Source organism: Barnesiella viscericola DSM 18177, assembly GCF_000512915.1.
GTDB classification, from domain to species: domain Bacteria; phylum Bacteroidota; class Bacteroidia; order Bacteroidales; family Barnesiellaceae; genus Barnesiella; species Barnesiella viscericola.
Map to the genome: position 1 here is coordinate 2685646 of NZ_CP007034.1, position 25128 is coordinate 2710773.

General features: G+C 55.5%; 20 protein-coding genes. 7 read left to right on the top strand and 13 right to left on the bottom strand.

Annotated elements, in window-relative coordinates:
- Nucleotides 1-17 precede the first annotated feature (17 nt).
- The 3 genes from BARVI_RS11205 to BARVI_RS11215 all read right to left on the bottom strand — a co-directional run bounded on the left by BARVI_RS11205 (nucleotide 18) and on the right by BARVI_RS11215 (nucleotide 4278).
- Nucleotides 18-1349 carry a TolC family protein gene (locus BARVI_RS11205; RefSeq protein ID WP_025279333.1) on the bottom strand — a complete coding sequence of 444 codons (1332 nt, stop codon included), beginning with the start codon at nucleotides 1347-1349 and terminating at the stop codon, nucleotides 18-20.
- Between the two features lie 231 nt (nucleotides 1350-1580).
- The gene (locus tag BARVI_RS11210; protein WP_025279334.1) at nucleotides 1581-3257 is read right to left on the bottom strand and encodes a putative transporter; all 1677 of its coding nucleotides are present in this window, start codon (nucleotides 3255-3257) and stop codon (nucleotides 1581-1583) included.
- Nucleotides 3258-3564: 307 nt separating this feature from the next.
- Nucleotides 3565-4278, bottom strand: coding sequence for an HAD family hydrolase (locus BARVI_RS11215; protein ID WP_025279335.1), 714 nt, complete (start codon nucleotides 4276-4278; stop codon nucleotides 3565-3567).
- A gap of 234 nt (nucleotides 4279-4512) precedes the next feature.
- On the opposite strand from BARVI_RS11215, the gene BARVI_RS11220 reads away from it, so the two are divergent.
- Together BARVI_RS11220 and BARVI_RS11225 are read left to right on the top strand one after the other, a co-directional pair.
- Entirely contained in the window at nucleotides 4513-5601 is a 1089-nt protein-coding gene (locus BARVI_RS11220) for a phosphotransferase enzyme family protein (RefSeq protein WP_025279336.1), read from the top strand.
- 108 nt (nucleotides 5602-5709) lie between these two features.
- The gene (locus BARVI_RS11225; RefSeq protein ID WP_025279337.1) at nucleotides 5710-6507 is read left to right on the top strand and encodes an N-acetylmuramidase domain-containing protein; all 798 of its coding nucleotides are present in this window, start codon (nucleotides 5710-5712) and stop codon (nucleotides 6505-6507) included.
- 74 nt (nucleotides 6508-6581) lie between these two features.
- Here the strand turns inward: BARVI_RS11225 and BARVI_RS11230 are convergent, their stop codons facing one another.
- Nucleotides 6582-7520, bottom strand: a complete 939-nt coding sequence (locus tag BARVI_RS11230) for a DMT family transporter (RefSeq protein WP_025279338.1) — start codon at nucleotides 7518-7520, stop codon at nucleotides 6582-6584.
- A gap of 5 nt (nucleotides 7521-7525) precedes the next feature.
- Nucleotides 7526-8725 (bottom strand): MFS transporter, encoded by a 1200-nt coding sequence (locus BARVI_RS11235; RefSeq protein ID WP_025279339.1) that lies wholly within the window; start codon nucleotides 8723-8725, stop codon nucleotides 7526-7528.
- 205 nt (nucleotides 8726-8930) lie between these two features.
- Here BARVI_RS11235 and BARVI_RS11240 point away from each other — a divergent pair, with 205 nt between their 5' ends.
- Nucleotides 8931-10373 (top strand): glutamate decarboxylase, encoded by a 1443-nt coding sequence (locus BARVI_RS11240; protein ID WP_025279340.1) that lies wholly within the window; start codon nucleotides 8931-8933, stop codon nucleotides 10371-10373.
- A gap of 7 nt (nucleotides 10374-10380) precedes the next feature.
- Nucleotides 10381-11346 carry a glutaminase A gene (gene glsA, locus BARVI_RS11245; RefSeq protein ID WP_025279341.1) on the top strand — a complete coding sequence of 322 codons (966 nt, stop codon included), beginning with the start codon at nucleotides 10381-10383 and terminating at the stop codon, nucleotides 11344-11346.
- Between the two features lie 130 nt (nucleotides 11347-11476).
- Here glsA and BARVI_RS11250 read toward each other — a convergent pair whose 3' ends face one another.
- The gene (locus BARVI_RS11250) at nucleotides 11477-12178 is read right to left on the bottom strand and encodes a potassium channel family protein (protein WP_025279342.1); all 702 of its coding nucleotides are present in this window, start codon (nucleotides 12176-12178) and stop codon (nucleotides 11477-11479) included.
- A gap of 106 nt (nucleotides 12179-12284) precedes the next feature.
- On the opposite strand from BARVI_RS11250, the gene gadC reads away from it, so the two are divergent.
- Together gadC and BARVI_RS11260 are read left to right on the top strand one after the other, a co-directional pair.
- Nucleotides 12285-13937, top strand: a complete 1653-nt coding sequence (gadC, locus tag BARVI_RS11255) for a putative glutamine/gamma-aminobutyrate antiporter GadC (RefSeq protein WP_025279343.1) — start codon at nucleotides 12285-12287, stop codon at nucleotides 13935-13937.
- A 324-nt stretch (nucleotides 13938-14261) separates the two neighbouring features.
- On the top strand, nucleotides 14262-15416 hold the full coding sequence (locus BARVI_RS11260; RefSeq protein WP_025279344.1) for a hypothetical protein: 1155 nt from the start codon (nucleotides 14262-14264) through the stop codon (nucleotides 15414-15416).
- Between the two features lie 100 nt (nucleotides 15417-15516).
- Here BARVI_RS11260 and proS read toward each other — a convergent pair whose 3' ends face one another.
- Nucleotides 15517-16998 (bottom strand): proline--tRNA ligase, encoded by a 1482-nt coding sequence (gene proS / locus BARVI_RS11265; protein WP_025279345.1) that lies wholly within the window; start codon nucleotides 16996-16998, stop codon nucleotides 15517-15519.
- A gap of 355 nt (nucleotides 16999-17353) precedes the next feature.
- Between proS and BARVI_RS11270 the strand changes: the two genes are divergently transcribed.
- A complete protein-coding gene (locus BARVI_RS11270) occupies nucleotides 17354-18013 on the top strand; it encodes an HAD family hydrolase (RefSeq protein WP_025279346.1) in 660 nt (219 codons plus the stop codon).
- Between the two features lie 229 nt (nucleotides 18014-18242).
- Here BARVI_RS11270 and BARVI_RS11275 read toward each other — a convergent pair whose 3' ends face one another.
- The 6 genes from BARVI_RS11275 to BARVI_RS11300 all read right to left on the bottom strand — a co-directional run bounded on the left by BARVI_RS11275 (nucleotide 18243) and on the right by BARVI_RS11300 (nucleotide 25125).
- Nucleotides 18243-19001 (bottom strand): nitroreductase family protein, encoded by a 759-nt coding sequence (locus BARVI_RS11275; protein WP_025279347.1) that lies wholly within the window; start codon nucleotides 18999-19001, stop codon nucleotides 18243-18245.
- 13 nt (nucleotides 19002-19014) lie between these two features.
- Nucleotides 19015-19428, bottom strand: coding sequence for a 2-amino-4-hydroxy-6-hydroxymethyldihydropteridine diphosphokinase (gene folK, locus BARVI_RS11280; RefSeq protein ID WP_025279348.1), 414 nt, complete (start codon nucleotides 19426-19428; stop codon nucleotides 19015-19017).
- Nucleotides 19425-21557 carry a Tex family protein gene (locus BARVI_RS11285; RefSeq protein ID WP_025279349.1) on the bottom strand — a complete coding sequence of 711 codons (2133 nt, stop codon included), beginning with the start codon at nucleotides 21555-21557 and terminating at the stop codon, nucleotides 19425-19427. Before BARVI_RS11285 ends, folK begins: the two co-directional genes overlap by 4 nt.
- A complete protein-coding gene (locus tag BARVI_RS11290) occupies nucleotides 21554-22744 on the bottom strand; it encodes a metallophosphoesterase (RefSeq protein WP_025279350.1) in 1191 nt (396 codons plus the stop codon). Before BARVI_RS11290 ends, BARVI_RS11285 begins: the two co-directional genes overlap by 4 nt.
- Nucleotides 22745-22828: 84 nt before the next feature.
- Nucleotides 22829-23995 carry a hypothetical protein gene (locus tag BARVI_RS11295; RefSeq protein WP_025279351.1) on the bottom strand — a complete coding sequence of 389 codons (1167 nt, stop codon included), beginning with the start codon at nucleotides 23993-23995 and terminating at the stop codon, nucleotides 22829-22831.
- Between the two features lie 68 nt (nucleotides 23996-24063).
- Nucleotides 24064-25125: an RluA family pseudouridine synthase gene (locus tag BARVI_RS11300; protein WP_025279352.1), complete on the bottom strand. Its 1062-nt coding sequence runs from the start codon at nucleotides 25123-25125 to the stop codon at nucleotides 24064-24066.
- Nucleotides 25126-25128: the final 3 nt, after the last annotated feature.

Genomic DNA, 25128 nt, shown 5'->3' on the forward strand with positions numbered 1-25128 from the left:
TGGCCCCCCGTCGAGCGTCAGTCGAGCGTGAGGGGTTTGTTTTCGTAGTAGTCGAGCAGTTTGAGGTTGAGCAGAGCCATGTAGCGCGACTGCAACTCCTCTTGTTGGGCCGAGAGCCAGTTGTTCTTGGCGGTAAGCATCTCGACGGTATTTTTCATGCCCAGGTAGAACTGCTCTTCGGTGAGCTCGAAGGAGGTTTGCGTGGCGGCGAGCTGTTCGCGGGCGGCCAGGTATTGCGACTGGGCCGACGAGGCGTCGAGCCAGGCGCTCTCAATCTGGTTCAACAACTCCTTCTCCTGGTTTTTGAGGTCGAGTGCGCTGATTTTCTGTTGGATTCGGGCTCGCTCCATAGCCGACTTGTTGCTTCGCTGGCTGTAAATAGGTATCGACAGAGTGAGCCCTATCGACTCGTTGAAGCCCTGTTTCAGCTGGCTGCCCAGGCTGCCGCTGTCGCCGGTATTGTGGCCGCTTCCTATGCCGGCATAGAGCGAGAGGTTGGGGTAGTACCCGGCCTTGGCATTGGCGATGTTCAGGTCGGCCACTTCGAGTTCCAGCTTGCCGCTTTGTATCGAGGGGATAAAGCCCAGGGCGGTGGCATAGACCGTGCTCTTGTCGGGCAGCGGCACGAGTACCTTGCTCTCGTCGATGGTGGGCAGAGCCAGTTCCATCGTCACGTCGATGTCGAGTTCGAGCAGCTGTTTCAGGTTCAGACGCAGCTGGTCGCGATTGGCTTCGGCCGATACCAACTGGTATTTGTCGTTGCTGTATTGGGCTTCGAGTTGGGCCAGATCGCTTTTCGAGATGGAGCCGGCGGCCAGCAGTTCGCGCGACCGTTCGACCTGTCGTTGCGAGACCTCGACGGTCTGTTGGCAGATGTTCACTGCCTCTTCGGCATAGAGAATTTGCAGATAGTCGGTGAGAATCTCGATTTGCAGGTTGTCGAGGCTCTCCTGGAAGGCGTATTGCTGCTGCCTCTCTTGCAGTTGGTTGGACTTGATGGTGTTGCGGCGTTTCCCGTCGAAGATGGTCCATGACGCGTTCAGGTTGTAGGTGCCGGTGTAGACGTTGTTCCCCTCTCGGGAACCGTCGGCCAGGGGGTAGTTGCCATAGTTGTGCGAGGTGGAGAAGTCGAACGAGGGGAAGAGCTGGGCTTTGGCCTCTTTCGTGTTGACCGAGCTCTCTTCAATCGACAACCGGTTCTGTTGCAGAGTGATGCTGTGATCGTGGGCATAGTCGAAGCAGGCTTGCAGAGTCCATACGTCGGGCATCGCTTCTTCACTCTCCTGAGCTTGCAGGGGAGCGCAACAGATGAGTGTTAAAATGGCGGTGGATATGATTAAATTTTTCATAACCGATTCGTTAAATTGGAACCCAAAATTAACACTCGGTGAGCCATTTAGAGAAATGTAATCGAGAGAGCCCGATTTTTTGTGGATAAAGCGGGCTCTTTTATCGATAAAATCGGGGTGATTGCGTCGTGCTGTTACGGGACTTGTCTATCAAGGTAGAAAACAAACGAGGGAAGCCCTGGACTGGAGGCCTCCCTCGTGAGGATAGAAGTGTATCGTTGAATAAATCGTCTAATAGAACAGCAGGATAAGCAGCTGTGCCGAGAGTACCCGCAGGAACATCGTGAGCGGGTAGACGGTTGAATAGGCTACCGAAGGGGCGTCGTTACCCGATACCTTGTTGCCATAGGCGAGGGCGGGGGGATCGGTGCAGGCTCCCGAGAGCAGACCCATGATCGAACAGTAGTTGATCTTGTAGTGGGCCCGGGCGATGATGCCAATCACGAGCAGGGGAATGACGGTGATGAGGAATCCCCACCATACCCACACGAGGCCGCCCGACATGATGGTGTTGACAAACTCGCCTCCGGCCGAAATGCCTACACTGGCCAGGAAGAGGCAGATACCTACCTCGCGCAGCATGAGGCTGGCACCCGTCGAGGTGTAGGTAACCAAGTGTATCTTGTGACCGAAGCGGCCCAGCAAGATGGCTACGACCAGCGGTCCGCCGGCCAGACCCAGTTTCATCGGTACGCTCATGCCCGGTATGGCGATAGGAATACTACCCAAGATGATGCCGAGGAATATACCCACGAAGAGGGTGACCATGTTGGGCTCGTGCAGACGCTTGGTTGAGTTTCCCAGCTTTTCGGCCAGACGGTTGATATCTTCGATGCGGCCCACAACGGTGAGTCGGTCGCCTATTTGCAGTTCCAGGTTGGGGTTGGCCAGCAGGTCTACACCGGCACGGTTCACCCGCGTGGCGTTCAGGCGGTATCCCATTCTCAACCGCAAGCTACCGATTTTGCGCCCGTTGATTTCGGGGCGGGTAACCAGGATACGGCGCGAAACGACCGGCGCCTGTATGGCCTCCCAGTTCATCTCGACGGGGCGTCCGATGAAGGCTTCGAGGGCACTCTCGTCTTGCAGCGAGAGAACCACCAGCAGTAAATCGCCCTCTTCGAGAATGGTGTCGGAGTTGGGGATAATCACCTCGTCGTTGTGTTTGATACGCGACACCACGAAATTGCGGTCGATAAGTTTGGCGAGGTCGTCGAGGGTTTTGCCCACGATGAGTTTGTTCTCTACCTGATAGGTCACCACGTGCGGCACGAGCTGGCTCGACTGGTTCTCCTCCTCGATTTGTTGATTCTCCTTATCGAGTTTGACTTTGAAGATGGCCCGAATCACCAGCATCGAGGCGATGATACCGATTACACCCAGCGGATAGGCGGCGGCGTAACCCAGAGCAATCTCGGGAACCTCGGTAATCGAACCGTCGAACCGCAGCTGCGACAGTGTTTGCTGGGCGGCACCCAGTCCCGGGGTGTTGGTGACGGCTCCCGAGAGGATACCCACCATCATGGGCATGCTCACACTCCCCTGATTCATGAAATAAATAACCAGCGCTACGACAATGTTGAGCGCGACAATTCCCACGGCCAGCATGTTGAGGGTGAGTCCGCCCCGCTTGAACGACGAGAAAAAACTGGGCCCCACTTGCAGACCGATGGAATAGATAAACAGAATTAAACCGAACTCCTGTACGAAGTGGAGTATGTTTTTCTCGGCCGAGAAGCCGAAGTGGCCGGCTATCAGCCCGACGAAAAGAACGAATGTAACTCCCAATGAGACCCCGAAGAATTTCAGTTTGCCCAGTGCTACTCCTACCGCAATGACAAAGGCGTATAGGATTACGGTGTGGGCTACCGATGCGTCATTAAATAACAGACTTTGTATCCAATCCATTTTAGGTAAACAATACTTTTTATTTTTTGTGCAAAGTTAGCAATAATCTCCATAAACGATTCTCGTCGGTGCAGATTTTATGATTGCCTGTTAAAAGGGACAGAAAAAACGGAAAAAAGAAAAAGGCCCGGGACATCGCGTCCGGGACCTTTCATCAAGTCAATACACTTTTTATGCTAAGAGCCTTCCTCGGCCATGCTCACGCACAACCGATGGAATATTTTAGTTAGATTTGTTTTTCACAACACAGTACATATCAACAGTAAGTAGTTATTCTTTATGATTCTCCTATGGTGCATTGTCTCTGTTAAGATAGCAGTTCGTTAAGGCAAGTCAAGGAATTTATGTGATAGTTGGATATACGTTTTGACGGGGGAACCGATCGTTGGCTCAACCATACGGTGGGACACCCGATACCTTGGGCGGGTCGCAGGTCGTTGTTGAGTGAATTGCTCACGCACAAGGTCTCTGCGGGGGAGAGATGCAGAGCCTCGACCGACAGTCGGTAAAGGGCCTGGTCGGGCTTGTTGAGGTTGACGGCGCTCGACTCGATTACGTCGGTAAAGTAGGAGGTAAGTCCAAAGTCTCCCAACACGGCCGTCATATTGCCATACGACTGGGCTACGATACCCAGTCGGTATCGAGGTGCCAATTCTTCAAAAATTTGTTCGTTTTGTCTCACGTGCATGATGGCCAGATTGTAACAGAGGGTAGCCAACTGTTGGGGATACTTGTGGGTACACCCGTTGTCGGATAGCAGCCCTTTGTTGATGAGGTATTGGATTTGCAGCGAGAGTTTGGTGTATAGGGTCTGGTATGAATTGAAACTGGATTCGATGAGTCCGTTTTCGATAATTTGAGCCTCGGCATATTCGTGGGCATGCAGGTAGTCGCTCTTCGATACCGGAATACCGGTTTCCCGGTATTTCTGCCAAATGAGGTCGAACCATTCGCAGCCCCCGGTGTCGATTGTACCCGAGAAGTTAAACAAAATGCCCTTTATGTCGTGTATTTGTTCCATGTCTGTGGATTAAAAACAACGCAAAGTTATTGTGACAGACCTCCTCCTACAAGGTCGTTATGGAGAGATAATTGTCCTAAAAGTCGTATTGATGAAAATGCCTGTTCTCATGCGAATTTCTTTCCCGGTAGAATTTAGAAGGGAGCAGAATAGATAATTATATTGTCTTTATATTTATCTTTCGCTATCTTTGGAATCGTATATCTATTTTATGCATTTACAATATCCGTACACATGAAAGACTTAATCGAAATCTTGTCGCATTTTGCCCTGGTTGGCGAGGTGATTGAAATAAAACCGTTGGGCGCGGGACTCATCAACGACTCCTATAAAGTGACCACGACTCCGCCCGAGGCTCCCGACTATGTACTGCAACGCATCAACCACACGATTTTCACCGACGTGGAGATGCTCCAAAACAATTTCTATCGGGTGACGACCCACATTCGTCACAAGTTGGAGGCTCGGGGCGAGACCGACATCGACCGTAAAGTGCTGACGCTGATACCGACGAAAGACCACAAACTTTATTATTTCGATGGTGAGAATTACTGGCGGGTACTCCTCTTCATTCATCACGCCCGGAGCTACGACACCGTGAATCCCCAGTACGCCTACCAGGCCGGCCGGGCTTTCGGCGACTTTCAGGCCATGCTGGCCGACATACCGGAGGAACTGGGCGAGACGATTCCCGACTTCCACAACATGGAGTTCCGTCTGCAACAACTGCACGAGGCCGTCGCTGCCGACCCCGCAGGTAGGGTGGGCGAGGTGCGTCCCCTGCTCGACGCATTCGAACAACGGGCCCACGACATGTGCCGGGCCGAGCGGCTGCATCGCGAGGGGAAATTGCCCAAACGCATCTGCCACTGCGACACGAAGGTGAACAACATGATGTTCGACGAGCAGGGTCGGGTCTTGTGTGTCGTCGACCTCGACACGGTGATGCCCAGTTATATCTTCTCCGATTTTGGCGACTTCATGCGCACCGCGGCCAACACGGGCGAGGAGGACGACCGGAATCTCGACCGTGTCAACTTCGACATGGAGATATTCAAGGCATTTACCAAAGGCTACTTGGAGACGGCCCGCGTATTCCTCACCGACGTCGAGACCGACAATCTGCCCTACGCTGCCACCCTTTTCCCCTACATGCAGGCCGTGCGTTTCCTCACCGACTACATCAACGGCGATACCTACTATAAAATCAACTATCCCGAACACAACCTGGTGCGCACCCGGGCTCAGTTCAAGCTGCTGCAAAGCGCCGAGGCTGCTGGGCCTGCCATGAAGGCTTATATCGACGAGTGTCTGGGACGATGACTTTGCCGAGATACTTGCCGTGATGTGGCATAAAATCAATTCATGCCATCGTCACCCCGCTTTTTCTTTGTTTCTTGCACGTCCAAATCTCATGATAGAAGAATAGAAATGAAAACTGTAAAACAAGGCGATTCGGGAGAAGAGATAGCCATACTGAATAACGCACTGACACAAGCCGGATATTCCGTAAAGGAGGGCATGACATTCACTCCGGCACTGCGGGAGACCGTCGTTGCCTTTCAACAGCAACGGGGATTGGAGCCCGACGGCATCGTGGGGTACCACACCTGGGAGGCTCTGCTGTTGGGTGGAGAGAGCGAGGCAACCGAACTGGCCGACGAGGATTTCAGCCGGGGAGCCCTGTTGCTCGACTGTGAAACGGCTGCATTAAGGGCCGTGCAAGAGGTCGAGAGCGGAAGTCGTCACGGATTTGTCGCTCCCGGCAAGCCTACCATCTTGTTCGAGGGGCACATCTTTTGGGCTCAGTTGAAGAAACGAGGGATAGACCCTGTGCAATATGCGGCTCAAAATGGCGATATTCTTTACCCCCAATGGGAGAAAGGTCACTACCGCGGCGGGCTCAAAGAGTACGATCGGTTGGAGAAGGCCCGGGCCATCGATCGCGAAGCTGCCGATGCGTCGGCCAGTTGGGGCATGTTCCAAGTGATGGGATTCAACTTTGCCGCCTGTGGCGAGAAGAGTGTCGCGAGTTTTGTGGCCGCCATGCAACAGAGTGCCCGCAGCCAGCTGAAACTCTTCGTTCGCTTTATCCATCAGGGAGGCATGCTCTTCGCCCTGCAAAGGAAAGAGTGGGCCACTTTTGCCCGGCTCTACAACGGTCCCCGGTATGCCGAGAATCGTTATGACGTGAAGCTGGCAAAGGCTTACGCGAAATATGCCCGATAAGCGATGATACAACAGAGAGGGGCGGCGGTTTCGTTTACGTAATCGAGACAGCCCGATTTACCGTACCCAGGGGCTCACGCATGAGGCGACGAATGTAGGTGCGACGTGGGGGCACGCGTTCCGCGATTCTCGGCAATCTCCACGGCATAGACCCCGACGCAGATAAGCACCATGGCCAGAATCTGCGTCCAGCTGAAACGGTCCTGTCCCGTAAGGAACGAGGTGAGCGAGGCCACCATGAGAATGAGGTAACCGTATATGGCCACAACCGTCGTCTTCAAATACCGCAGCCCGACGGGCACCAACAGATAGCTCAACACCGTGGGGAAGATGAGTACGAAAAGCAGCATTGCCAGCGGCCACAGATGGAGCGGCGATTCGAACAACGGAGCATCATAGCCCGTAAAGGCCATCACAATCAGGCTCGAAAAGGCAGCCCCCGAAAAGGTGTAACGCATGAGGGTATAGGTGCCGGTGCGTTTCAAGAACCGGTTGCTCAGTACCAGATAGATGGCATAGATAACCGAACTCATCAGGCAGAAGAGGTTCCCGGCCAGCGCATCGGAGGCGAGGTCGTCGCTCTTCTGGGTGAGGATACAGAGCAGTGCGCCCCCCAATCCCACCAGAATACCCACCACCTTCAACAGGGAAATCCGCTCGTGCATGAAGAGCACCGATATGACAAAGACCCATATCGGCTGCATCGAGGTGAAGATGGCTGCCGAGACCGGGGTGGTCTTGCTCAGCCCCATCAGGTAGGAGAACATGTAGCCGTAGATGCCCACGGCACCCATCACGAAGAGAATCCACTTGTCGCGGGTCGAAGCCTTTTCGGGTCGGGCAAACCAACCGAGAATCCAAAAAGCCACGGCAGCAAACACGCATCGGAACGTAGCGCCCGTGAGCGGAGCGAGCCACAGGGGCAACAGGTAGTGCAGGGCATTCACATTCAGTCCGCCGAAGACTTTCGACATCACCATGGCCCAGTTGGCCATGGCTACTTTATTTTGCATCATTTTCATGGCTGAACGGGATTGGCGGGAGCATCGTTGAACAAAAAGGTGTGCCGTTTCCAATAGGCCCAAACCACGGTGAGCAGCGTAATACCCAGGTTGAGTTCAAAGGCAAACCGCTGGGTATGGATATGAAAGAGTGATTGCAGGGCGTCGATAATCACGGGGCAGAGCAGAATGGCCAGGTAGTTCATGGCCATGACCAATGCCAGAGCAAACGTAGCCCGCGAGGCATCGGCCGCCCGGGTAGTCTGGTCGTAAATCACGGGTTGCATCACTCCATAGCCCAGCCCGATGAAGATGGCCCCGAGCGCCAACACCCACTCGCTCATCGACAACAGTATGAGTAACAGCCCGATGGCGATGAACGACAGACTCGTGAACTTGGTGAGCGACCCCAGAAACGACAGCACCGGGTTGAGGAAGAAACCGGGCAGCATGATGGCCAGGAAAAAGAGTGAGATGATGAACCCCGATGCCCCCGTGTCGAAATGATACTCTTTCATGAGGAAGGGCAGGTTGAAGCTGACGATAATCACCAGATAGGTAATGAGTCCGTAGAAGGCCATGAGCCCCGCCAGGCGCCCCTTGTCGAGACGGCCGGTCGAGGTCTGGGCCACCGGCCGGGCCGAGGTCGAGTCGCGCTTCAACGAGAAGGAGAGCAACAGCGAGAGAACGGGAGCCAGGTAGACCACGAATGGCAGATGCCAGTTCACCTCGGCCAGATAGCCGGTGAGCATCGTGGCCAGAACCAGGGTGACGTTGGTGATGGCCGAGCTCAATCCGAATTGCTGGGTGCGGTAGCGTCCCACGAAATGGCGCGAAATGAGGCCCGTCGAGAGCGGCACGATGATACCCGCCCCGATACCCAGCAGGGCACTCACGGCAATCAGCTGCCACATCTGCCCCGAGAAGAGGTAGAGCACCCCGCTCAGGGCAAAGACCACCAGTCCCACCTGCAACAGCCGCACGTTGTTCACCCGCTCGGTGAGCTTACCCGAGAGCAGAATAAAGGGGATTGTCAACAACGATGGCAACGAGGTGAGTAACTGTATGTCAAACTCCGAAGCGTGGGGAAAGATAGTGGACAACTGTCCGAGAATAGGCGATACCGCCAGCCCCGGCAGGGCACTTAGCGCCGATATGGACCAAATGCCCACGAGTGTAATCAGCGGGATTGTACCCCGCCCGGTCTCTATTTTCATAGGCTATGCATTTTATTTTATTACAGGGGGAAAACAACCGACGCTCCCGAATGTTTAGCAACTTCTTTAACAAGTGCCAAATTGTGCAGAAATAACCCAACGGCGTAAACTTTCGCCCCGCCGGGGCTGTTGTTTCACCAAGAAGCCGCCCTCTCCACCCGGGGAGAGTGGGTTTCATTGGTCTAATTCATAAATACTTTATACGATGAAAGATTTTAGTTTACGAGAAGGAGATGCCAAAACGAGCATCTTCGGGTCTGACGAGATGTTGAAACCTTCGCCCGTAGAGCGTATCCCCGATGCGCCCACCACCCCCGAAATCGCCTACCAGATGGTCAAGGACGAGACCTTTGCCCAGACGCAACCCCGCCTCAACCTGGCTACCTTTGTCACCACCTACATGGACAAGTATGCGACCAAACTGATGAACGAGGCCATCAACATCAACTATATCGACGAGACGGAGTACCCCCGTATCGCCGTCATGAATGCCAAGTGTATCAACATCATGGCCAACCTGTGGAACTCGCCCGAGGAGGCCAAGTGGAAGAGCGGTGCCGTGGCGATAGGTTCGTCCGAAGCCTGTATGCTGGGCGGTGTCGCCGCCTGGTTGCGCTGGCGCAAGAAACGTCAGGCACAGGGGAAACCGACCGATAAGCCCAACTTTGTCATCTCGGCAGCCTACCAGATCGTGTGGGAGAAGTTTGCCCAACTGTGGCAAATCGAGATGCGCGAGGTACCCCTCACCCTCGACAAACCTACCCTTGACCCCGAGGCCGCGCTTAAAATGTGCGACGAGAATACCATCTGCATCGTGCCCATCGAGGGTGTCACCTGGACGGGACTGAACGACGACGTGGAGCGGCTCGACCACCTGCTCGACGAGTACAACAAGAAGACGGGCTACGACATTCCCATTCACGTCGACGCCGCTTCGGGCGGATTTATCCTCCCCTTCCTCGACCCGCACAAGAAGTGGGACTTCCGGCTGAAATGGGTTCTCTCCATCAGTACCTCGGGCCACAAGTTCGGTTTGGTCTATCCCGGTCTGGGCTGGGTCGTATGGCGCGACAAGAAGTATCTGCCCGACGAAATGTCGTTCAGTGTCAACTACCTGGGTGCCGACATCACACAAGTGGGGCTTAACTTCTCGCGCCCGGCCGCACAGATTCTGGGCCAATACTACCAGTTCATTCGGTTGGGATTCCAGGGCTACAAGGCAATCCAGTACAACAGCATGCAGATTACTCAATACCTGCACGACGAGATAGGCAAGATGAAACCCTTTGTCAATTACAGCGACCGGGTGGAGAATCCGCTCTTCATCTGGTACATGCACCCCGACTATGCCAAGAGTGCCAAGTGGACCCTGTATGACCTGCAAGACCGCCTGCGCCAGAGCGGCTGGATGGTTCCCGCCTATTCGTTGCCTCAAAACATCGAGAGCTGCGTGGTCATGCGTATCGTGGTGCGCCAAGGGTTCAGCCGCGACATGGCCGACATGTTGCTGAAAGACATCAACGACGCTGTGGCCGACCTCGAAAAACTCGAATACCCCACGACCACCCGCATCGCCCAGGAGAAGAATATCGCCGTAGAGAGCACCCTGTTTACTCACACGGGCTATCGCTGCAAATGTAAAAAATGAGACAGGCATGAAAAAGGAGATTTCAATCACTCAAATCGAACAGGCCGTGCACGAAGCGCACGACCTCTACCGCGACAACCACGACGGCAAGAATGCCGACTACATTCCCTACCTCGCCGGTGTCGACAGCCAGCTGTTCGGCATCAGCGTGTGCCTCACCGACGGACATATCATCGAGGTGGGCGACACCCAGTACCGGTTTGGCATTGAATCGGTTTCCAAGGTACACACCGCCATACTGGTGCTGCGCCAATACGGGGCCGACAAACTGCTCTCGATGATCGGGGCCGACGCTACGGGTCTGCCCTTCAACTCGATTGTGGCCATCTTGCTGGAAAACGACCACCCCTCCACGCCTCTGGTCAACGCCGGAGCCATCGCAGCGTGCAGCATGGTGCAGCCCACGGGCAATGCCATTGCCAAGTGGAAGGCCATTGTCGACAACATTACCCTGCTGTCGGGCAGCGCACCCGTGCTGATTGACGAGCTGTACAAGTCGGAGTCGGAGACCAACTTCAACAACCGCTCCATCGCCTGGCTGTTGAAGAACTACAACCGCATCTACGACGACCCCGACCTGTCGCTCGACCTCTATACCCGCCAGTGTTCGCTGGGCATCACGGCCGAGCAGCTGTCGGTGTGCGGGGCGACCATCGCCAACAAGGGGGTCAATCCCAAGACGGGTCAACAGGTGTTCGACGCCTCGCTGGCGCCCAAGATTACCTCGCTCATTTCGACCGTAGGCTTCTACGAGCGCACGGGCGACTGGCTCTACACGTCGGGCATACCGGCCAAGTCGGGCGTGGGTGGTGGCATTCTGGGTGTACTGCCGGGCGTGATGGGCATCTCGGCCTTTGCACCGCCCATCGACGAGGCGGGCAATTCGGTCAAGGCCCAACTGGCCGTGCGCTATATCATGAACAAGCTGGGGCTGTCGGTATTCAGTGGCGACTCGGTAACGATAACCGTCTGACCTGCTCACCTCTCCTCACAAAACGAGAGCCGGGGAATTCCCCCCGGCTCTCGTTGTTTTATCGGTACATCAAGTTTTCATGAAAGGGTAGGGTAGCCCGGCATTCCTGAGCCAGGGGAGTCGACGGTGGTCAGGCCCCCTCCTTCGACTGGGCGGTCCGCTGTACCAGATTGGTGACGTAGACGGTAAAGATGGGGAACATCATCATGCCCAGAGCCGCCAACACGACCGACAGGATTTTGCCGGTAGCCGTGACGGCATAGATGTTCGACCCCACGGTGGTCACGTCCATGAAGGCCCACCACAGGGCGTCGGTATAGTGGGCCACCAGCGGATTGGTGTCGTGTTCCATCACGAAAAAGAGCAGGCTCGAAAAGTAGACGGTGGCCAACAGCATGGTCAGATACGAGACCAACAGGCTCGACGCCCGGTTGCGAGTGAACCACCCCACCACGATGGCCAGGGCATACCCGCTGCGCACCAGTGGAATGAAGCGCAGGAAGTAGGCTGCCTGGGGCGAAAAGTCGATGTGCAGGTAGGTGATGATGTTCAGGTAGGGTATCGACACGAGAAAGAAGACAAAGTGGGTTTTCAGGTAGTACCACTTGCGGGACGAGAGTGCCAGCTCCAGCAGGAAATCGAGCATGAAGAGTGTGCACACCCACAACTGTATGGTCAGATAGTTGCCCTGGTTGAGGAACAGGAGGTTGCGGAAGGTATCGACCGAGATGGTGACCACGAGAAATACCGACAACAACAGAATGGCGATGTGCAGTGCGCCGTAGACTTTCGACTCGTACCGTCGCCAGCCTTGCGAGATAGAATTTTCCATTTTTTCTTCCTTTATAATTTCACGCCGGTAAAACAACAAGCGGCCGATGTTTGTTTATCTGCATGAATGTGGCTGCTCCACGCTACAACACTTAATTAAATCGCTTATGGCAAACATCGCTAAATCTGTCAAACTGGGCGTATTCACGCTCGCTATCATGAATGTTACGGCGGTAGTCTCCCTGCGGGGGTTGCCGGCCGAGGCCGAATATGGGGTAAGCTCGGCCTTCTACTATCTGTTCGCCGCACTGGTATTCCTCATTCCCACGGCTCTGGTCGCCGCCGAACTGGCCGCCATGTTTCAAGACAAGCAGGGCGGTGTGTTCCGCTGGGTGGGCGAGGCCTTCGGCAAGAAGGCCGGCTTCCTGGCCATCTGGCTACAATGGATCGAGAGTACCATCTGGTACCCTACGGTGCTGACCTTCGGCGCCGTGGCCATCGCCTTCATCGGCATGGACCACACGGGCGACATGCTGCTGGCCTCGAACCGTTTCTACACCCTGGCGGTAGTCCTGTTTATCTACTGGCTGGCTACCTTCATCTCGTTGAAGGGCCTCGACTGGGTGGGCAAGGTAGCCAAGATAGGCGGTCTGGTGGGAACCATCATTCCGGCCGGTCTGCTGGTCGTCCTGGCCATCGTCTATCTGGCCATGGGCGGCAAATCGCAAATGGACTTTTCGGGCAGTTTCCTCCCCGACTTCTCCAACTTCGACAACCTGGTGCTGGCGGCCAGTATCTTCCTCTTCTACGCCGGTATGGAGATGGGTGGTATCCACGTGAAGGATATCAACAACCCCTCCAAAAACTACCCGAAGGCGGTCTTTATCGGGTCGGCCATCACGGTGCTCATCTTCGTGTTGGGAACCTTTGCGCTGGGTATCATCATTCCGCAAAAGGATATTAACCTCACACAGAGTCTGCTGGTGGGATTCGACAACTATTTCAACTTCATCATGGCTTCGTGGCTCTCGCCGGTCATCGCCATTGCGCTGGCCTTCGGGGTGCTGGCCGGTGTGCTCACCTGGGTAGCCGGTCCTTCGAAAGGTATCTTTGCCGTGGGACGGGCCGGGTATCTGCCTCCCTTCTTCCAAAAGACCAACAAGATTGGGGTACAGAAGAATATCCTCTACCTGCAAGGTGCCGCCGTCACGCTGCTGAGTCTGCTCTTCGTGGTGATGCCCTCGGTGCAGAGTTTCTACCAGATTATGTCGCAACTCACGGTGGTGCTCTACCTCATCATGTACATGCTCATGTTCTCGGCCGCCATCTACCTGCGGTATAACATGAAGAAGAGCAACCGCCCCTTCCGCATCGGCGGCAAGGGCAACGGCATGATGTGGTTCATCGGCGGACTGGGATTCCTGGGCTCGCTGCTGGCCTTCGTGCTGAGTTTCATACCCCCCAGCCAAATATCGGTGGGCAGCAACGCCGTGTGGTTCTCGGTGCTCATCATCGGTACCCTCGTCGTGGTCATCGCCCCCTTCATCATCTACGCCTCGCGCAAACCGAGCTGGACCAACAAGGATAGCCAGTTCGAACCCTTCCACTGGGAGGAGGGTGCGACGGCTCCCGCTACCTCGACCTCCACAACCACTCCGGCCGGGAACTCGGCGACCCACACTACTGCACCAAAAGCCACAGCATCTGCCGACAACACGACGACTACAACCCAAACCTCGGCCCCGAAACCGACTCCGGGTAACCAACCCGGCACATCGGCGGGGGCGCAGGGAAAAGAGACTACCCACAATCTACAATAAAATTCTCATCTTCCCGGGAGAGCCGGCCACGTCGTGGCCGGCTCTCTGTCTATCTACCCCTTTATCGCGTCGCCCGAAGCGTCAGAAAAACCGCCCCGGGCAGACCTCCTCGGGTCATGCCGTCCGCTCTCCCCGATAGCGGGTTCTCAGAAAAAACGACCGCCTGCTTTGGTTCTTCCCCCGGTTTTCACTATCTTTGAATAAGATAGGATTCGGCTCGGTATGGACCAATTTGAAAACCCTGTTTTCATGGCTCTCTGCTCTCGCCTTTCACTACCTTTGGACAAGGGTCGGGGAATACCGGCCCTCTCAACTTGCAAACCAATGAAAGCTCCTCGTCTCCTCTCCCTGCTCCTCTCGATGCTCTGCATCGGTGCCGGTGCCGCCCAGTCGTGGTACACCGGTGAGACGCCGTTGCGTCGGGTGACCGTCCAAAACGGTGTATTGACCGATTGCAACTCGCAGGCCGACAGTTGTGTGATAAATACAACCGCCACGGGAATCAATCCGGGCGAAGGGGTGCGGCCGGCCATCACCCTCGACATTGCCAACCTGCACAACCGCACCGGCAGGCGGTATGAGGTATTCACCGTCGACTCTGTCGGACAGACCCTGCGACAAAAGGTGGAGAATCCGGTATGGGGGGTGGTGTGGGGCTATCGCGACCCTCAGAATCATCACGGCTTGCTGCTGCGAGCCGGGGCCGACGACTTCTACGGCTACCAGGCTCCCGAGTGGCTCTGCACGATTTATACCGTGGCCCGGGGCGACACGATATTCCACACCCGATGGAAGCGGGTGGTTTCAAACTCGATTCACCCCGAGGACGATTACAACCGCCTGCACATCGTGCCGGTGAGTGGCGGATATGAAATTTTTTTGGGCCCGGAGCGGGAATTTCGCCTCGGGGTCTGCCGCGACGACCGACTCTTTGGCAATCAGGCCGGCATCTGTGTGGGGAGTGGGGCTTGCGTGTGTGTGAAAAACTGGACGGTCACCCCACGAGAGTATCCCGAACGGCATGTCATTTGGAGTGCCGACGAACTGGACGAGCTCCTGCGCCAGAGCCATCACCCGGCCGAGGGTTTCTATGAGTTTCTGCAAGCCTCGGCAACCAACAGCTACACCCGTCTGGGAGGTAACTACCGACTGGCTATGGTTTCCAGCGGCCCCCACTTTCTGCTGATTTATGTCGAAGGGGCGCAACGGTTTGGCGACCAGTGGCAGACGGGTATGGTGAAGGCGGTGCTGGAACCGACAGGGCTCTCCAACCTCTTCAATGTCACCTGGTACGATGCCGAGCACCGGCCGATACGCGAGGGGGTGAAGGCCATCATTGGCGACAACGGGGTACTCACGATTCATTTCAGCCGCGAAGGGGTAATACTCGAATGGAATCGGGCCATCGGCCCCGACGGGGAGACCGGTACCGGGAACCACGGTTCGTACCACACGACATCGTTGCTCACGCCACGATAATACGAAACTTACTTTTCTCCTGAAATTATCGCCTAAGAATAAAAGAGGGGGTGCAGTATTTGCACCCCCTCATGTGGTTATTTTCAGACTGTCTGTCACATCAATACGAGCGGGCAAAGAGCACGCGGCGAGCCGAGGGCTTGCCGGTTACCATGCAGACACCCGGCGTGGTATCGCCGTCGAACGGGATACAACGAATCGTAGCCTTGGTCTCCTCCTTGATGCGCTCTTCGGTCTCGGTTGTGCCGTCCCAGTGAGCCAGAATGAAACCTCCCTCCTCGATCTTCTCCTTGAACTCGTCGTAGCTGTCGACCGTAATCGTGTGCTCCTGACGGAATTTGAGAGCCTTCTGGAAGATGTTGGCCTGAATCTCGTCGAGCAGACCTTTCACCACCTGTTCGATGTTGTCGACGGGGATTGTCTCCTTCTCCAAGGTATCGCGGCGCATAATCTCGACCGTACCGTTTTCGAGGTCGCGGGCACCCATCACCAGACGCACGGGTACGCCCTTCAACTCGTAGTCGGCAAACTTGAAGCCGGGTCGTTTGTTGTCGGCGTTGTCGTACTTGACCGAGATGCCCATGGCACGCAACTTGCCGGCAATCTCGTCGGCCTTCACGTCGATGGCGTGCAATTGTTCGGCATTCTTATAGATGGGGATAATTACTACCTGAATAGGAGCCAACTTGGGCGGCAACACCAGACCGTTGTCGTCGCTGTGAGTCATGATGAGGGCACCCATCAAACGGGTGGAAACGCCCCACGAGGTGGCCCATACATATTCGAGTTCGTTGTTCTTGTTGATAAACTGCACGTCGAATGCCTTGGCAAAGTTCTGCCCGAGGAAGTGCGACGTGCCCGACTGCAAGGCTTTGCCGTCCTGCATCATGGCCTCGATGGTATAGGTGTCGAGGGCGCCGGCGAAACGCTCGTTGGCCGATTTCACACCCTTGATGACGGGCACGGCCATGAAGTTCTCGGCAAAGTCGGCATAGACTTCGAGCATGCGACGGGCCTCGGCCTCGGCCTCCTCGCGGGTGGCGTGGGCGGTGTGCCCCTCTTGCCACAGGAACTCGGCCGTGCGCAGGAAGAGGCGGGTGCGCATCTCCCAGCGGAACACGTTGGCCCACTGGTTGCACAGGATAGGCAGGTCACGGTAAGAGTGAATCCAGTTTTTATAGGTGTTCCAGATAATCGTCTCGGAGGTAGGACGAATGATGAGCTCCTCTTCGAGTTTGGCGGCAGGGTCGACTACCACGCCCGTTCCGTCGGGATTGGTTTTCAGCCGGTAGTGAGTTACCACGGCGCACTCCTTGGCAAAGCCTTCAACGTGTTCGGCCTCGCGGCTCAGAAACGATTTCGGAATCAACAGCGGGAAGTAGGCGTTCACGTGGCCCGTGGCCTTGAACATGTCGTCGAGCTGACGTTGCATCTTTTCCCAAATTGCATATCCATAGGGCTTGATTACCATACAGCCCCGCACGGCCGACTGTTCTGCCAGGTCGGCCTTTACTACCAAGTCGTTGTACCATTGCGAATAGTTATCGGCACGCTTGGTCAATTCTTTCAACTCTTTTGCCATTATTTATAGTGGTTTTATTATTTACGAAATAGCTTCTCCCCTTACTCGTCGCAAAGGATTTGCAAAAATAGGAAAAAATGGGAAAAGGCGAGAGCAAAAACAAATGAAACTTTCATTTTCAAGTTGAAACGCTGTTCGTTCGTACCTCTGCACTCCTGTTTTCATTCTCTTGTGCAGGGGAGAGTCTGTGGCTCGATCGAGCAAATTATGCAAGCATCTTTGCTTTGCGCTCACCTTTCACTATCTTTTCATAAGATAGGATTCGGTTCGGTATAGCCAAACTTGAAAACTTCGTTTTCGTTTGTCTCTACTCTCACCTTTCACTATCTTTGTGCGCCTGAAAGGAGAGAAGAACATGAAACGACTGGTTATTTTTGATTTGGACGGAACGTTACTGAACACGATTGCCGATTTGGCCATGAGTACCAACTATGCCTTGCGCTGTTGCGGATTCCCCGAGCATGAGGTGCAGGAGTATCTCTATTTCGTGGGGAACGGTATTACCAAATTGTTTGAACGGGCCTTGCCCGAGGCATCGCGTTCGACCGAGAATATCGCGCGCATGCGCACTTGTTTCCTGGAATACTATACCGAACATAATACCGACTGCACCCGTCCCTACGACGGGATTGCACAGCTGCTGGCTACCCTTTCGGCCCATGGCGTGAAGGTGGCCGTGGCTTCGAACAAATACCAGGCGGGAACCGAGAAACTGATTCGGTATTTCTTCCCCGAGGTACCTTTTGTGGCTGTGCTGGGGCAGCGCGAGGGGGTACCGGTGAAACCGGCTCCCGACATTGTGTATAACATCATGCAGCGGGCTGGGGTCGAAAAGGCCGACACGTTGTATGTGGGCGACTCGGACGTGGATATGTGTACGGCTCGTGCCGCCGGGGTCGAGTCGGCCGGGGTGACCTGGGGATTCCGCGGCCGCGACGAGTTGAGCCGGGCCGGCGCCTGCCACCTGGTCGATACCCCCGATGCCTTGTTGCCGTTGTGTGGCATCGAGGCTTGAACCGGTATAAAAAGCAACCACCTCGCTTCACAGCGAGGTGGCTACCTAACCAAAATATATAGAATAGTTAATCGAAAAAAATAGTCTGTAATATTTTACACAGGGCGATTAATTAATTGTGATACAAATATATGTCGGCTTTTGTTCCGGGCAAAACAGTATCGACAAAAGGCAGAAAAATATCGCTTAACCGCCCCTTTTTCCGTTGGAATTTCCCGACAGAATTTTCCTATTCCTTGGTCTTGAAGGGTAGTTTGCACCCCTGCTTGTTGAGGTAACCCTCCATGTCGTAGCCGAGGGCTATGCGGTAGTAGTCGAGTATGTGACCGCACCAGTCGTTCTCGGTGGTGGTACCGCTGCGGTGGCGGTTGTACTCCGAGATGGTTTGGTCATACTGCATGAGGTCGGCGCTCATGTCGTCGGTGCGGTAGTGGTTGTGATGTACCACGAGCGAGAGCGGTTGTTTGGGTTTCAGGTCGGGCGACTCGCGGGGGATACCCAGCGTGAGGGCACACACGACAAAGGTGCCCTGTGGCAGATGCAGAATCTCGGCAATCTTCTCGGGGTTGGCCGTGCGGGCATATCCCACGCAGCAGCTTCCCAGCCCGGCGGCTTGTGCGGCTACGACGGCATTCTGCATGGCCAGGGCGGCATCGATGATACCCACCATCACGCCGTCGAGCGTATTCTCGAAATGGGGATTGTCTATTCCTTTCTTCTGAGCCAGTACGTCAATCTTGTGATAGTCGGCACAAAACATCAGCAGGGTGGCACAGGTTTTGATTTGCTTCTGGTTGGTAATGGCGTAGAGCTCCTCTTTGATAGCCTGGTCGTCGATGGCGATGACCGAGAATTGCTGTCCGTTGTAGCTGGTGGGTGTGTTGGCGATGGCCCGGTAGATGAAATCGAGGGTCTCGGCCGGAATCTTGTCGTATTCGTAACGGCGCACCGATGTGCGTATGAGCAAGGTTTCTTCTACTGTTTTCATATCTATATCCTATTTAATGTGTAACAATCGGGTAGGGGTGTTGGTTTTTCACCGCCGACTCTATCTCGTTCAATCCAATTTGAAAATATTCGCGACCGTAGTCCTGCGGTCGTAGGGTCTCACCGTTCCACACCACGATGTCGATGTCGAGGGGAATCTCGCCGCTCAGCTTCGACTGTGGGGTGCGGCCGTGGGCACGCTCCATCGCTTTGAGGGTGTCGTGCAGGGCTTGATATTCGGCCGAAGTGTCAATGCGAACTACCGCGTTGAGGTAGTTGGGGTGACGGGGATTCCCGCAGGGGGCCGTTTCGTATATCGACGAGGCTTCGGCGACGATGCCCATCGCCTGCAACTCGGCAAATGCCTTTTCCATCTGTCCCTGTTTGTCGGGCGAGTTGGAAGCCAGACTGATTAATGCACTGTTCATGATACCTCCTTTAATGAAAGTTGTATGCGCCTGCGTTCCCGGTCTATCCCGATGACCCGTACCCGCACCGGCTGGTGCATGGCTACGACCTCGGCCGGATTGGCAATGTAGCGGTCGGCCATCTGCGAGATGTGCACCAGTCCGTTCTCCTTGATGCCGATGTCGACAAAGCAGCCGAACTGGGTGATGTTGGTCACGATGCCGTTGAGCACCATGCCCTCTTGCAGGTCGTCGAGGCTCTTGATGCGGGAGTCGAACTCCATCATCTCGATGTACCGTCGGGGGTCCCGGCCGGGCTTGTCGAGCTCTTCCATGATGTCGGTGAGGGTGGGCATGCCCACGTCGCCGGCGATATATTTCGTGAGGTCGAGCTGTTTTTTCAACGCTTTGTTCTCGATGAGTTCGCCGATGGTACAACCCAGGTCGGCGGCCATTCGCTCGACGATGGGGTAGCGCTCGGGGTGCACGGCCGAGTTGTCGAGGGGATTGGAGGCATGGGGTATGCGCAGGAATCCGGCCGACTGTTCATAGGCCTTGGCTCCCATGCGGGGCACGTCGAGCAGGTCGCTGCGGCGGGTGAAGTCGCCGTGGGTTTGCCGGTACTCGACGATGTTCTGTGCCAGTTGCGGACCCAGTCCCGAGATGTAGGTGAGCAGGTGTTTGCTGGCGGTGTTGACGTTGACTCCCACCGAATTGACGCAATATTCGACCACCCGGTCGAGCGACTTTTTCAGTTTCGACTGGTCTACGTCGTGCTGGTATTGTCCCACGCCAATCGACTTGGGGTCGATTTTCACCAGCTCGGCCAGCGGGTCGATGAGTCGTCGGCCTATCGACACGGCGCCTCGCACCGTCACGTCCTGGTCGGGGAACTCCTCGCGGGCCACCTTCGAGGCCGAGTAGATGGAGGCTCCGCTCTCGCTTACTACAAATACTTGTATCTTGCGGTCGTAGCGCAGGTTGGTAACAAACTGTTCGGTCTCGCGGCCGGCCGTACCGTTGCCGATGGCGATGGCTTCGATTTTGTAGCTCTCGACCAATTGGGTGAGTTTGCGGGCCGCCCCCGCGCGGTCCTGCCGGGGCGGGTGGGGATAGATGGTCTCGTTGTGCAGCAGGTTTCCCTGGGCATCGAGGCAGACTACCTTGCAGCCGGTGCGGTAACCGGGGTCGATGGCCAGCACACGTTTCTGCCCCAGAGGTGGAGCCAGCAGCAGTTGCCTGACATTCCCGGCGAAGATGGCGATGGCCTCGTCGTCGGCCCGCTCTTTGGACGAGGCGGCAAATTCGCTTTCGATCGAGGGGCGCAGCAGCCGTTTGTAGCTGTCGGCCACGGCCTGTGTCACAAGCCGGGAAGCCTCGCCGTCGCCTTTGACAAAGAGTCGTTGCAGGCGGGGGAGTGTCTGCTCGTCGTCGGGAGTGATGGAGACGCGCAAAATACCCTCGTTCTCGCCGCGGCGCACAGCCAGAATCTTGTGCGAGGCACATCGCCGCAGCGGTTCGCTCCAAGCAAAGTAGTCGCGGTACTTGTCGCCCTCCGCCTCTTTGCCCTTGACCACCTTGGCGGCGATGACGCCGCTCTGTTCAAAGCCGCGGCGCACCGTGTGGCGGGCCCGTTCGTTCTCGGCCACCCACTCGGCGATGATGTCGCAGGCCCCCTTGATGGCGCTCTCGGTGTTGGGCACTTCGGCATTGACGAAGCGGCCGGCACTGGACTCGATGTGGTCGTTGCGTTGCGACATGATAATCTTGGCCAGCGGTTCGAGCCCGTGTTCGCGGGCAATCTCGGCTCGGGTGCGCCGGCGGGGTTTGTAGGGCAGGTATATATCTTCGAGTTCGGTCGCATTCCAGCACGAATCGATGCGCTGGCGTAACTCGTCGGTCAGTTTCCCCTGCTCGCCGATGGTCGAGAGAATCGACTCCTTGCGTTTGGCCAGTTCGCACAACCGGTCGTAAGCCTCTTTGATATTCCCGATCTGTACCTCGTCGAGCGAGCCGGTAGCCTCCTTGCGGTAGCGGCTGATGAAGGGAATGGTGGCACCGCCGTCGAGCAGCTCGATGGTCTTGGCAATCTGCGGTTCGGCAATACCCAGTGATTGGGATATCAGTTTGTAGAACAAGGGATTATTCATGAATCTTTTTTTAGCGTGATGATGGTAATCTCGGGGCGGGCTCCGATGCGTATGGGCAGGAACACACACCCGATACCCTCGTTGACATAGAGCTTGTGATGGCCGTCGGGAGCCACATAGAGTCCGCTCCACTCGGGGTACATGGGTTCGGCCAGCGAGTATTCAAAGCCCTTCCACCCCAGCTTCAACTGCATGGCGTGGGTATGGCCCGAGAGGGTGAGGTCGATGTTGGTACGGGGAATCACCTCGTGGCGCCAGTGCAGCGGGTTGTGCGAGAGCAGTATCTTGAAGGTCGAGTCGTTGCGTGCGGGATAGGCCTCGTTTAGCCGTCCGTATTGGGGGAAGGGAGGCATGCCCCAGTTTTCGACCCCGATGAGGGCGATGCTGTCGTTGCCGCGGTGCAGGTAGACCGAGCGGTTGTTGAGCATGTGCCACCCCATGTGACCTTCGTCGGCGATAAGTTTTTGCAGGGTTTTCGCCTGGTCGGCGGGTGACGTCCAGTGGTAGTAGTCGCCATAGTCGTGGTTGCCCAGCACCGAGTAGACGCCGTCGGTCGCCGAGAGTCGCGAGAGCTCGTCCATGAAGGGAGGCAGTTCGCCCCCTTGCCGGTTGACCAGGTCGCCGGTAAAGACGATGAGGTCGGGGTGCAGGCTGTTGATGCGGTCCACCCACTCGGGCAGATAGCGGCCGGCCGAGCCCAGCGTCTCGATATGCAGGTCGGAGAACTGGACGATGCGATAGCCGTCGAATCCCTCGGGCAGGCGGTCGAAGGAGATGGTACGTTCGTTATACACCGGGTGCTGCCGGGCGTAGAATGCGCCGTAGAGTATGCTGGCTGCGACGAAGAGGGCTAGTGCGGAACCGACAATATGTCCCCATCGGCTGCGGGGCTTGTGCCACAGGTGGGGCAGGTAGTCGAAAAGGGAGAGTATCGAGTAGAACCATTTGGGCATGTAAACGAGGAAGAAGGCGTAGAATGCCCACATGGCTACGTTGATGTCGATGGTTCCCCGGAACTTGACCTGGAAGAGTACGGCCAGAAATACGGCCACGAGTACCACTCCCGTGAGGCTCCACCAACATGCTTTCAGCCACCCGGGGGCGTGGCGCAGGTGGCGCCTGAACAGATAGACGTCGGTCAGCAGGGCCAAAAGCGGAAGTGATATGAGAAGAAGAGGTAACCGCATAAAGTTTATTTTTGTATGGGAGAAGAAAAACGATGAGCCGTTTTATACCGAAAACCACCCATCGTTTTTCCTTGTACTCTCTGGTTAGGCCTCCTGTCCGAGAGCAATCAACTGATTTTTCAGCGGGTTGGAGTACATGGTGAGAATACATTTCTCGAGGAACTCCCGGTCTTCGGACTTCGTAACGTTGGGCAGCTTGTCCAGTTGGGCGTGCAGATACTCGATGAATGTCTGTTGCTCGTCGCGGGTATAGCGGTCGGCAAAGCGGTTTTTCGGGTAAAGCATGTCATAGGCGACATAGTTGCCGGGGTATATCTTGTAGTTGGAGTGAATCGACTTGTCGATGATTTGGGGAATGCGGGCCAGAATTTCGGTTTTCTCTTCGGTGCGATCCAACTTGTCGAGTTCGTCGTTGATGCAGGGCGATATTTGGAAATGTACGTTTCCCTTGAATCCGAGCAGACCTATCTCCATGCTGTGCAGGTCGTCTTCCTGAGTCTTCTTGAAATCGGGATTGTCGCGTTTGCACAGGAATTCATAGGCTTTGAGGTAGTCGCACGGGTCGTATTCGTAGGAGATGGTTACCGGCACGATGTTGATCTCTTTCAGGTTGTCGATGAGGTCTCCTTCACCGGCAAGACCCAGCATCTTGATGAGTGACTCCTGGGTGCGGTCGTCCGAGTCTTTGGCTCGGCCTTCGCGCTGGGCAATCCATATCGACTCTTTTTTTTGAGTGATGGCAAAGTGAATGTAGCCTGACAGCTGACGGGCGGCTTCGAAGGTTTGCCTCACGCCCAGGTTTCGCTTGACGATGAAGCTCTTGTTGAGCCGCACCAGGTCGGCAATCCAGTCGAAGATGAGCAGATTGTTCCCGATGGCAATCTCGCTTGTGTTTATCCCTTGGTCGATGAGCAGCAGGTTGAGCAGCGAGGCATCGAGAACGATGTCGCGGTGGTTCGACATGAAGGTGTAGTTTTTGGTCTTGTCGAGCGATTCAAAATTCCCCCCGGTGAGGCTTTTGGTGGTTTTCTTGGTCAGCCCTTCGAGGAACGAACGCATGATGAGCAGCTGAAAATCTTTCTTGTTGTTGAGAGCCAGCAACTGTTGGCAGAAGGCATCATAGTCGACATCGCGCATGACGTAACGCACGGCGTGTTCAAATTTGGGCTCTTTGACCAAGATTTTCATCTTGTCGTGAAATTCGCGGTCGTAAAACGGGCGAATATCATCAAATTCTTTTGGACATTCCATAACTCTCATGTTTTTAAGGTATAGAACTTTATTTGGGTTGGTTCTCTATTCCTGTTTTAGTTAAATGATTATATCTCTCGGTTGGCGGTATAGTTGCGCCATTTGTCAAAAAGTTGGGTCATATCCTGGGGTATGGGTGAGTCGAAAAACATCTCCTCGCCCGTAACCGGGTGCTTGAATCCGAGCGTCTTGGCATGCAGGGCCTGCCGGGGACAGATATCGAAGCAATTCTGCACAAACTGTTTGTATTTGGAGAATGTAGTGCCTTTGAGTATCTGGTTCCCGCCGTAGCGCTCGTCGTTGAACAGCGTGTGCCCGATGTACTTCATATGTACCCTGATCTGGTGTGTACGCCCTGTTTCGAGTTTGCACTCGACAATAGAAACATATCCCAGTCTTTCCAAGGTTTTATAGTGAGTGACTGCATGCTTGCCTTGGTCGCCGTCGGGGAAGACGGTCATCTGCAACCGGTCTTTGAGGCTGCGCCCGATGTTGCCGGTAATCGTTCCCTCGTCGTGCTCCATGAGCCCCCACACCAGGGCCACGTATTTGCGCTGGGTGGTCTTGTGGAAGAACTGCAACCCCAGGTTGGTCTTGGCTTCGGGCGTCTTGGCAATCACCAGCAGTCCCGAGGTATCCTTGTCGATGCGGTGCACCAGCCCCAGCCGCGGGTCGTTCACGTCGTAGTTGGGGGTGTTCCTGAAATAGTAGGCCAGGGCATTGACCAGCGTGCCGCTGTAATTGCCGTGGCCGGGGTGTACCACCAGTCCGGCCGGTTTGTTGACCACCAGCACGGCGTCGTCTTCATAGACGACATCGAGGGGAATATCCTGGGGAATGATTTCAAATTCGTAGCGGGGACGGTCCATGACCACCGAGACGACATCGAGCGGCTTTACCCGGTAGTTCGACTTCACCGGCTTGCCGTTGACCAGTATGCAGCCAGCTTCGGCAGCCTGTTGCACCCGGTTGCGCGACGAGCTTTCCAGTCGGGCTACCAGAAACTTGTCGACCCGCAGCAGGCTTTGCCCTTTGTCGGCCACAAACCGAAAGTGCTCGTACAGTTCACGTTCACCCTCTTCGGCAACGATTTTATCGTCGGCTTCTATGTCTTCGTCGCAAAAATTCATGCT

Excerpts from the sequence above, each read along its gene's own strand:
- BARVI_RS11205 (WP_025279333.1), bottom strand. The coding sequence starts at position 1,349 with ATGAAAAATTTAATCATATCCACCGCCATTTTAACACTCATCTGTTGC.
- BARVI_RS11210 (WP_025279334.1), bottom strand. The coding sequence starts at position 3,257 with ATGGATTGGATACAAAGTCTGTTATTTAATGACGCATCGGTAGCCCAC.
- BARVI_RS11215 (WP_025279335.1), bottom strand. The coding sequence starts at position 4,278 with ATGGAACAAATACACGACATAAAGGGCATTTTGTTTAACTTCTCGGGT.
- BARVI_RS11220 (WP_025279336.1), top strand. The coding sequence starts at position 4,513 with ATGAAAGACTTAATCGAAATCTTGTCGCATTTTGCCCTGGTTGGCGAG.
- BARVI_RS11225 (WP_025279337.1), top strand. The coding sequence starts at position 5,710 with ATGAAAACTGTAAAACAAGGCGATTCGGGAGAAGAGATAGCCATACTG.
- BARVI_RS11230 (WP_025279338.1), bottom strand. The coding sequence starts at position 7,520 with ATGCAAAATAAAGTAGCCATGGCCAACTGGGCCATGGTGATGTCGAAA.
- BARVI_RS11235 (WP_025279339.1), bottom strand. The coding sequence starts at position 8,725 with ATGAAAATAGAGACCGGGCGGGGTACAATCCCGCTGATTACACTCGTG.
- BARVI_RS11240 (WP_025279340.1), top strand. The coding sequence starts at position 8,931 with ATGAAAGATTTTAGTTTACGAGAAGGAGATGCCAAAACGAGCATCTTC.
- glsA (WP_025279341.1), top strand. The coding sequence starts at position 10,381 with ATGAAAAAGGAGATTTCAATCACTCAAATCGAACAGGCCGTGCACGAA.
- BARVI_RS11250 (WP_025279342.1), bottom strand. The coding sequence starts at position 12,178 with ATGGAAAATTCTATCTCGCAAGGCTGGCGACGGTACGAGTCGAAAGTC.
- gadC (WP_025279343.1), top strand. The coding sequence starts at position 12,285 with ATGGCAAACATCGCTAAATCTGTCAAACTGGGCGTATTCACGCTCGCT.
- BARVI_RS11260 (WP_025279344.1), top strand. The coding sequence starts at position 14,262 with ATGAAAGCTCCTCGTCTCCTCTCCCTGCTCCTCTCGATGCTCTGCATC.
- proS (WP_025279345.1), bottom strand. The coding sequence starts at position 16,998 with ATGGCAAAAGAGTTGAAAGAATTGACCAAGCGTGCCGATAACTATTCG.
- BARVI_RS11270 (WP_025279346.1), top strand. The coding sequence starts at position 17,354 with ATGAAACGACTGGTTATTTTTGATTTGGACGGAACGTTACTGAACACG.
- BARVI_RS11275 (WP_025279347.1), bottom strand. The coding sequence starts at position 19,001 with ATGAAAACAGTAGAAGAAACCTTGCTCATACGCACATCGGTGCGCCGT.
- folK (WP_025279348.1), bottom strand. The coding sequence starts at position 19,428 with ATGAACAGTGCATTAATCAGTCTGGCTTCCAACTCGCCCGACAAACAG.
- BARVI_RS11285 (WP_025279349.1), bottom strand. The coding sequence starts at position 21,557 with ATGAATAATCCCTTGTTCTACAAACTGATATCCCAATCACTGGGTATT.
- BARVI_RS11290 (WP_025279350.1), bottom strand. The coding sequence starts at position 22,744 with ATGCGGTTACCTCTTCTTCTCATATCACTTCCGCTTTTGGCCCTGCTG.
- BARVI_RS11295 (WP_025279351.1), bottom strand. The coding sequence starts at position 23,995 with ATGGAATGTCCAAAAGAATTTGATGATATTCGCCCGTTTTACGACCGC.
- BARVI_RS11300 (WP_025279352.1), bottom strand. The coding sequence starts at position 25,125 with ATGAATTTTTGCGACGAAGACATAGAAGCCGACGATAAAATCGTTGCC.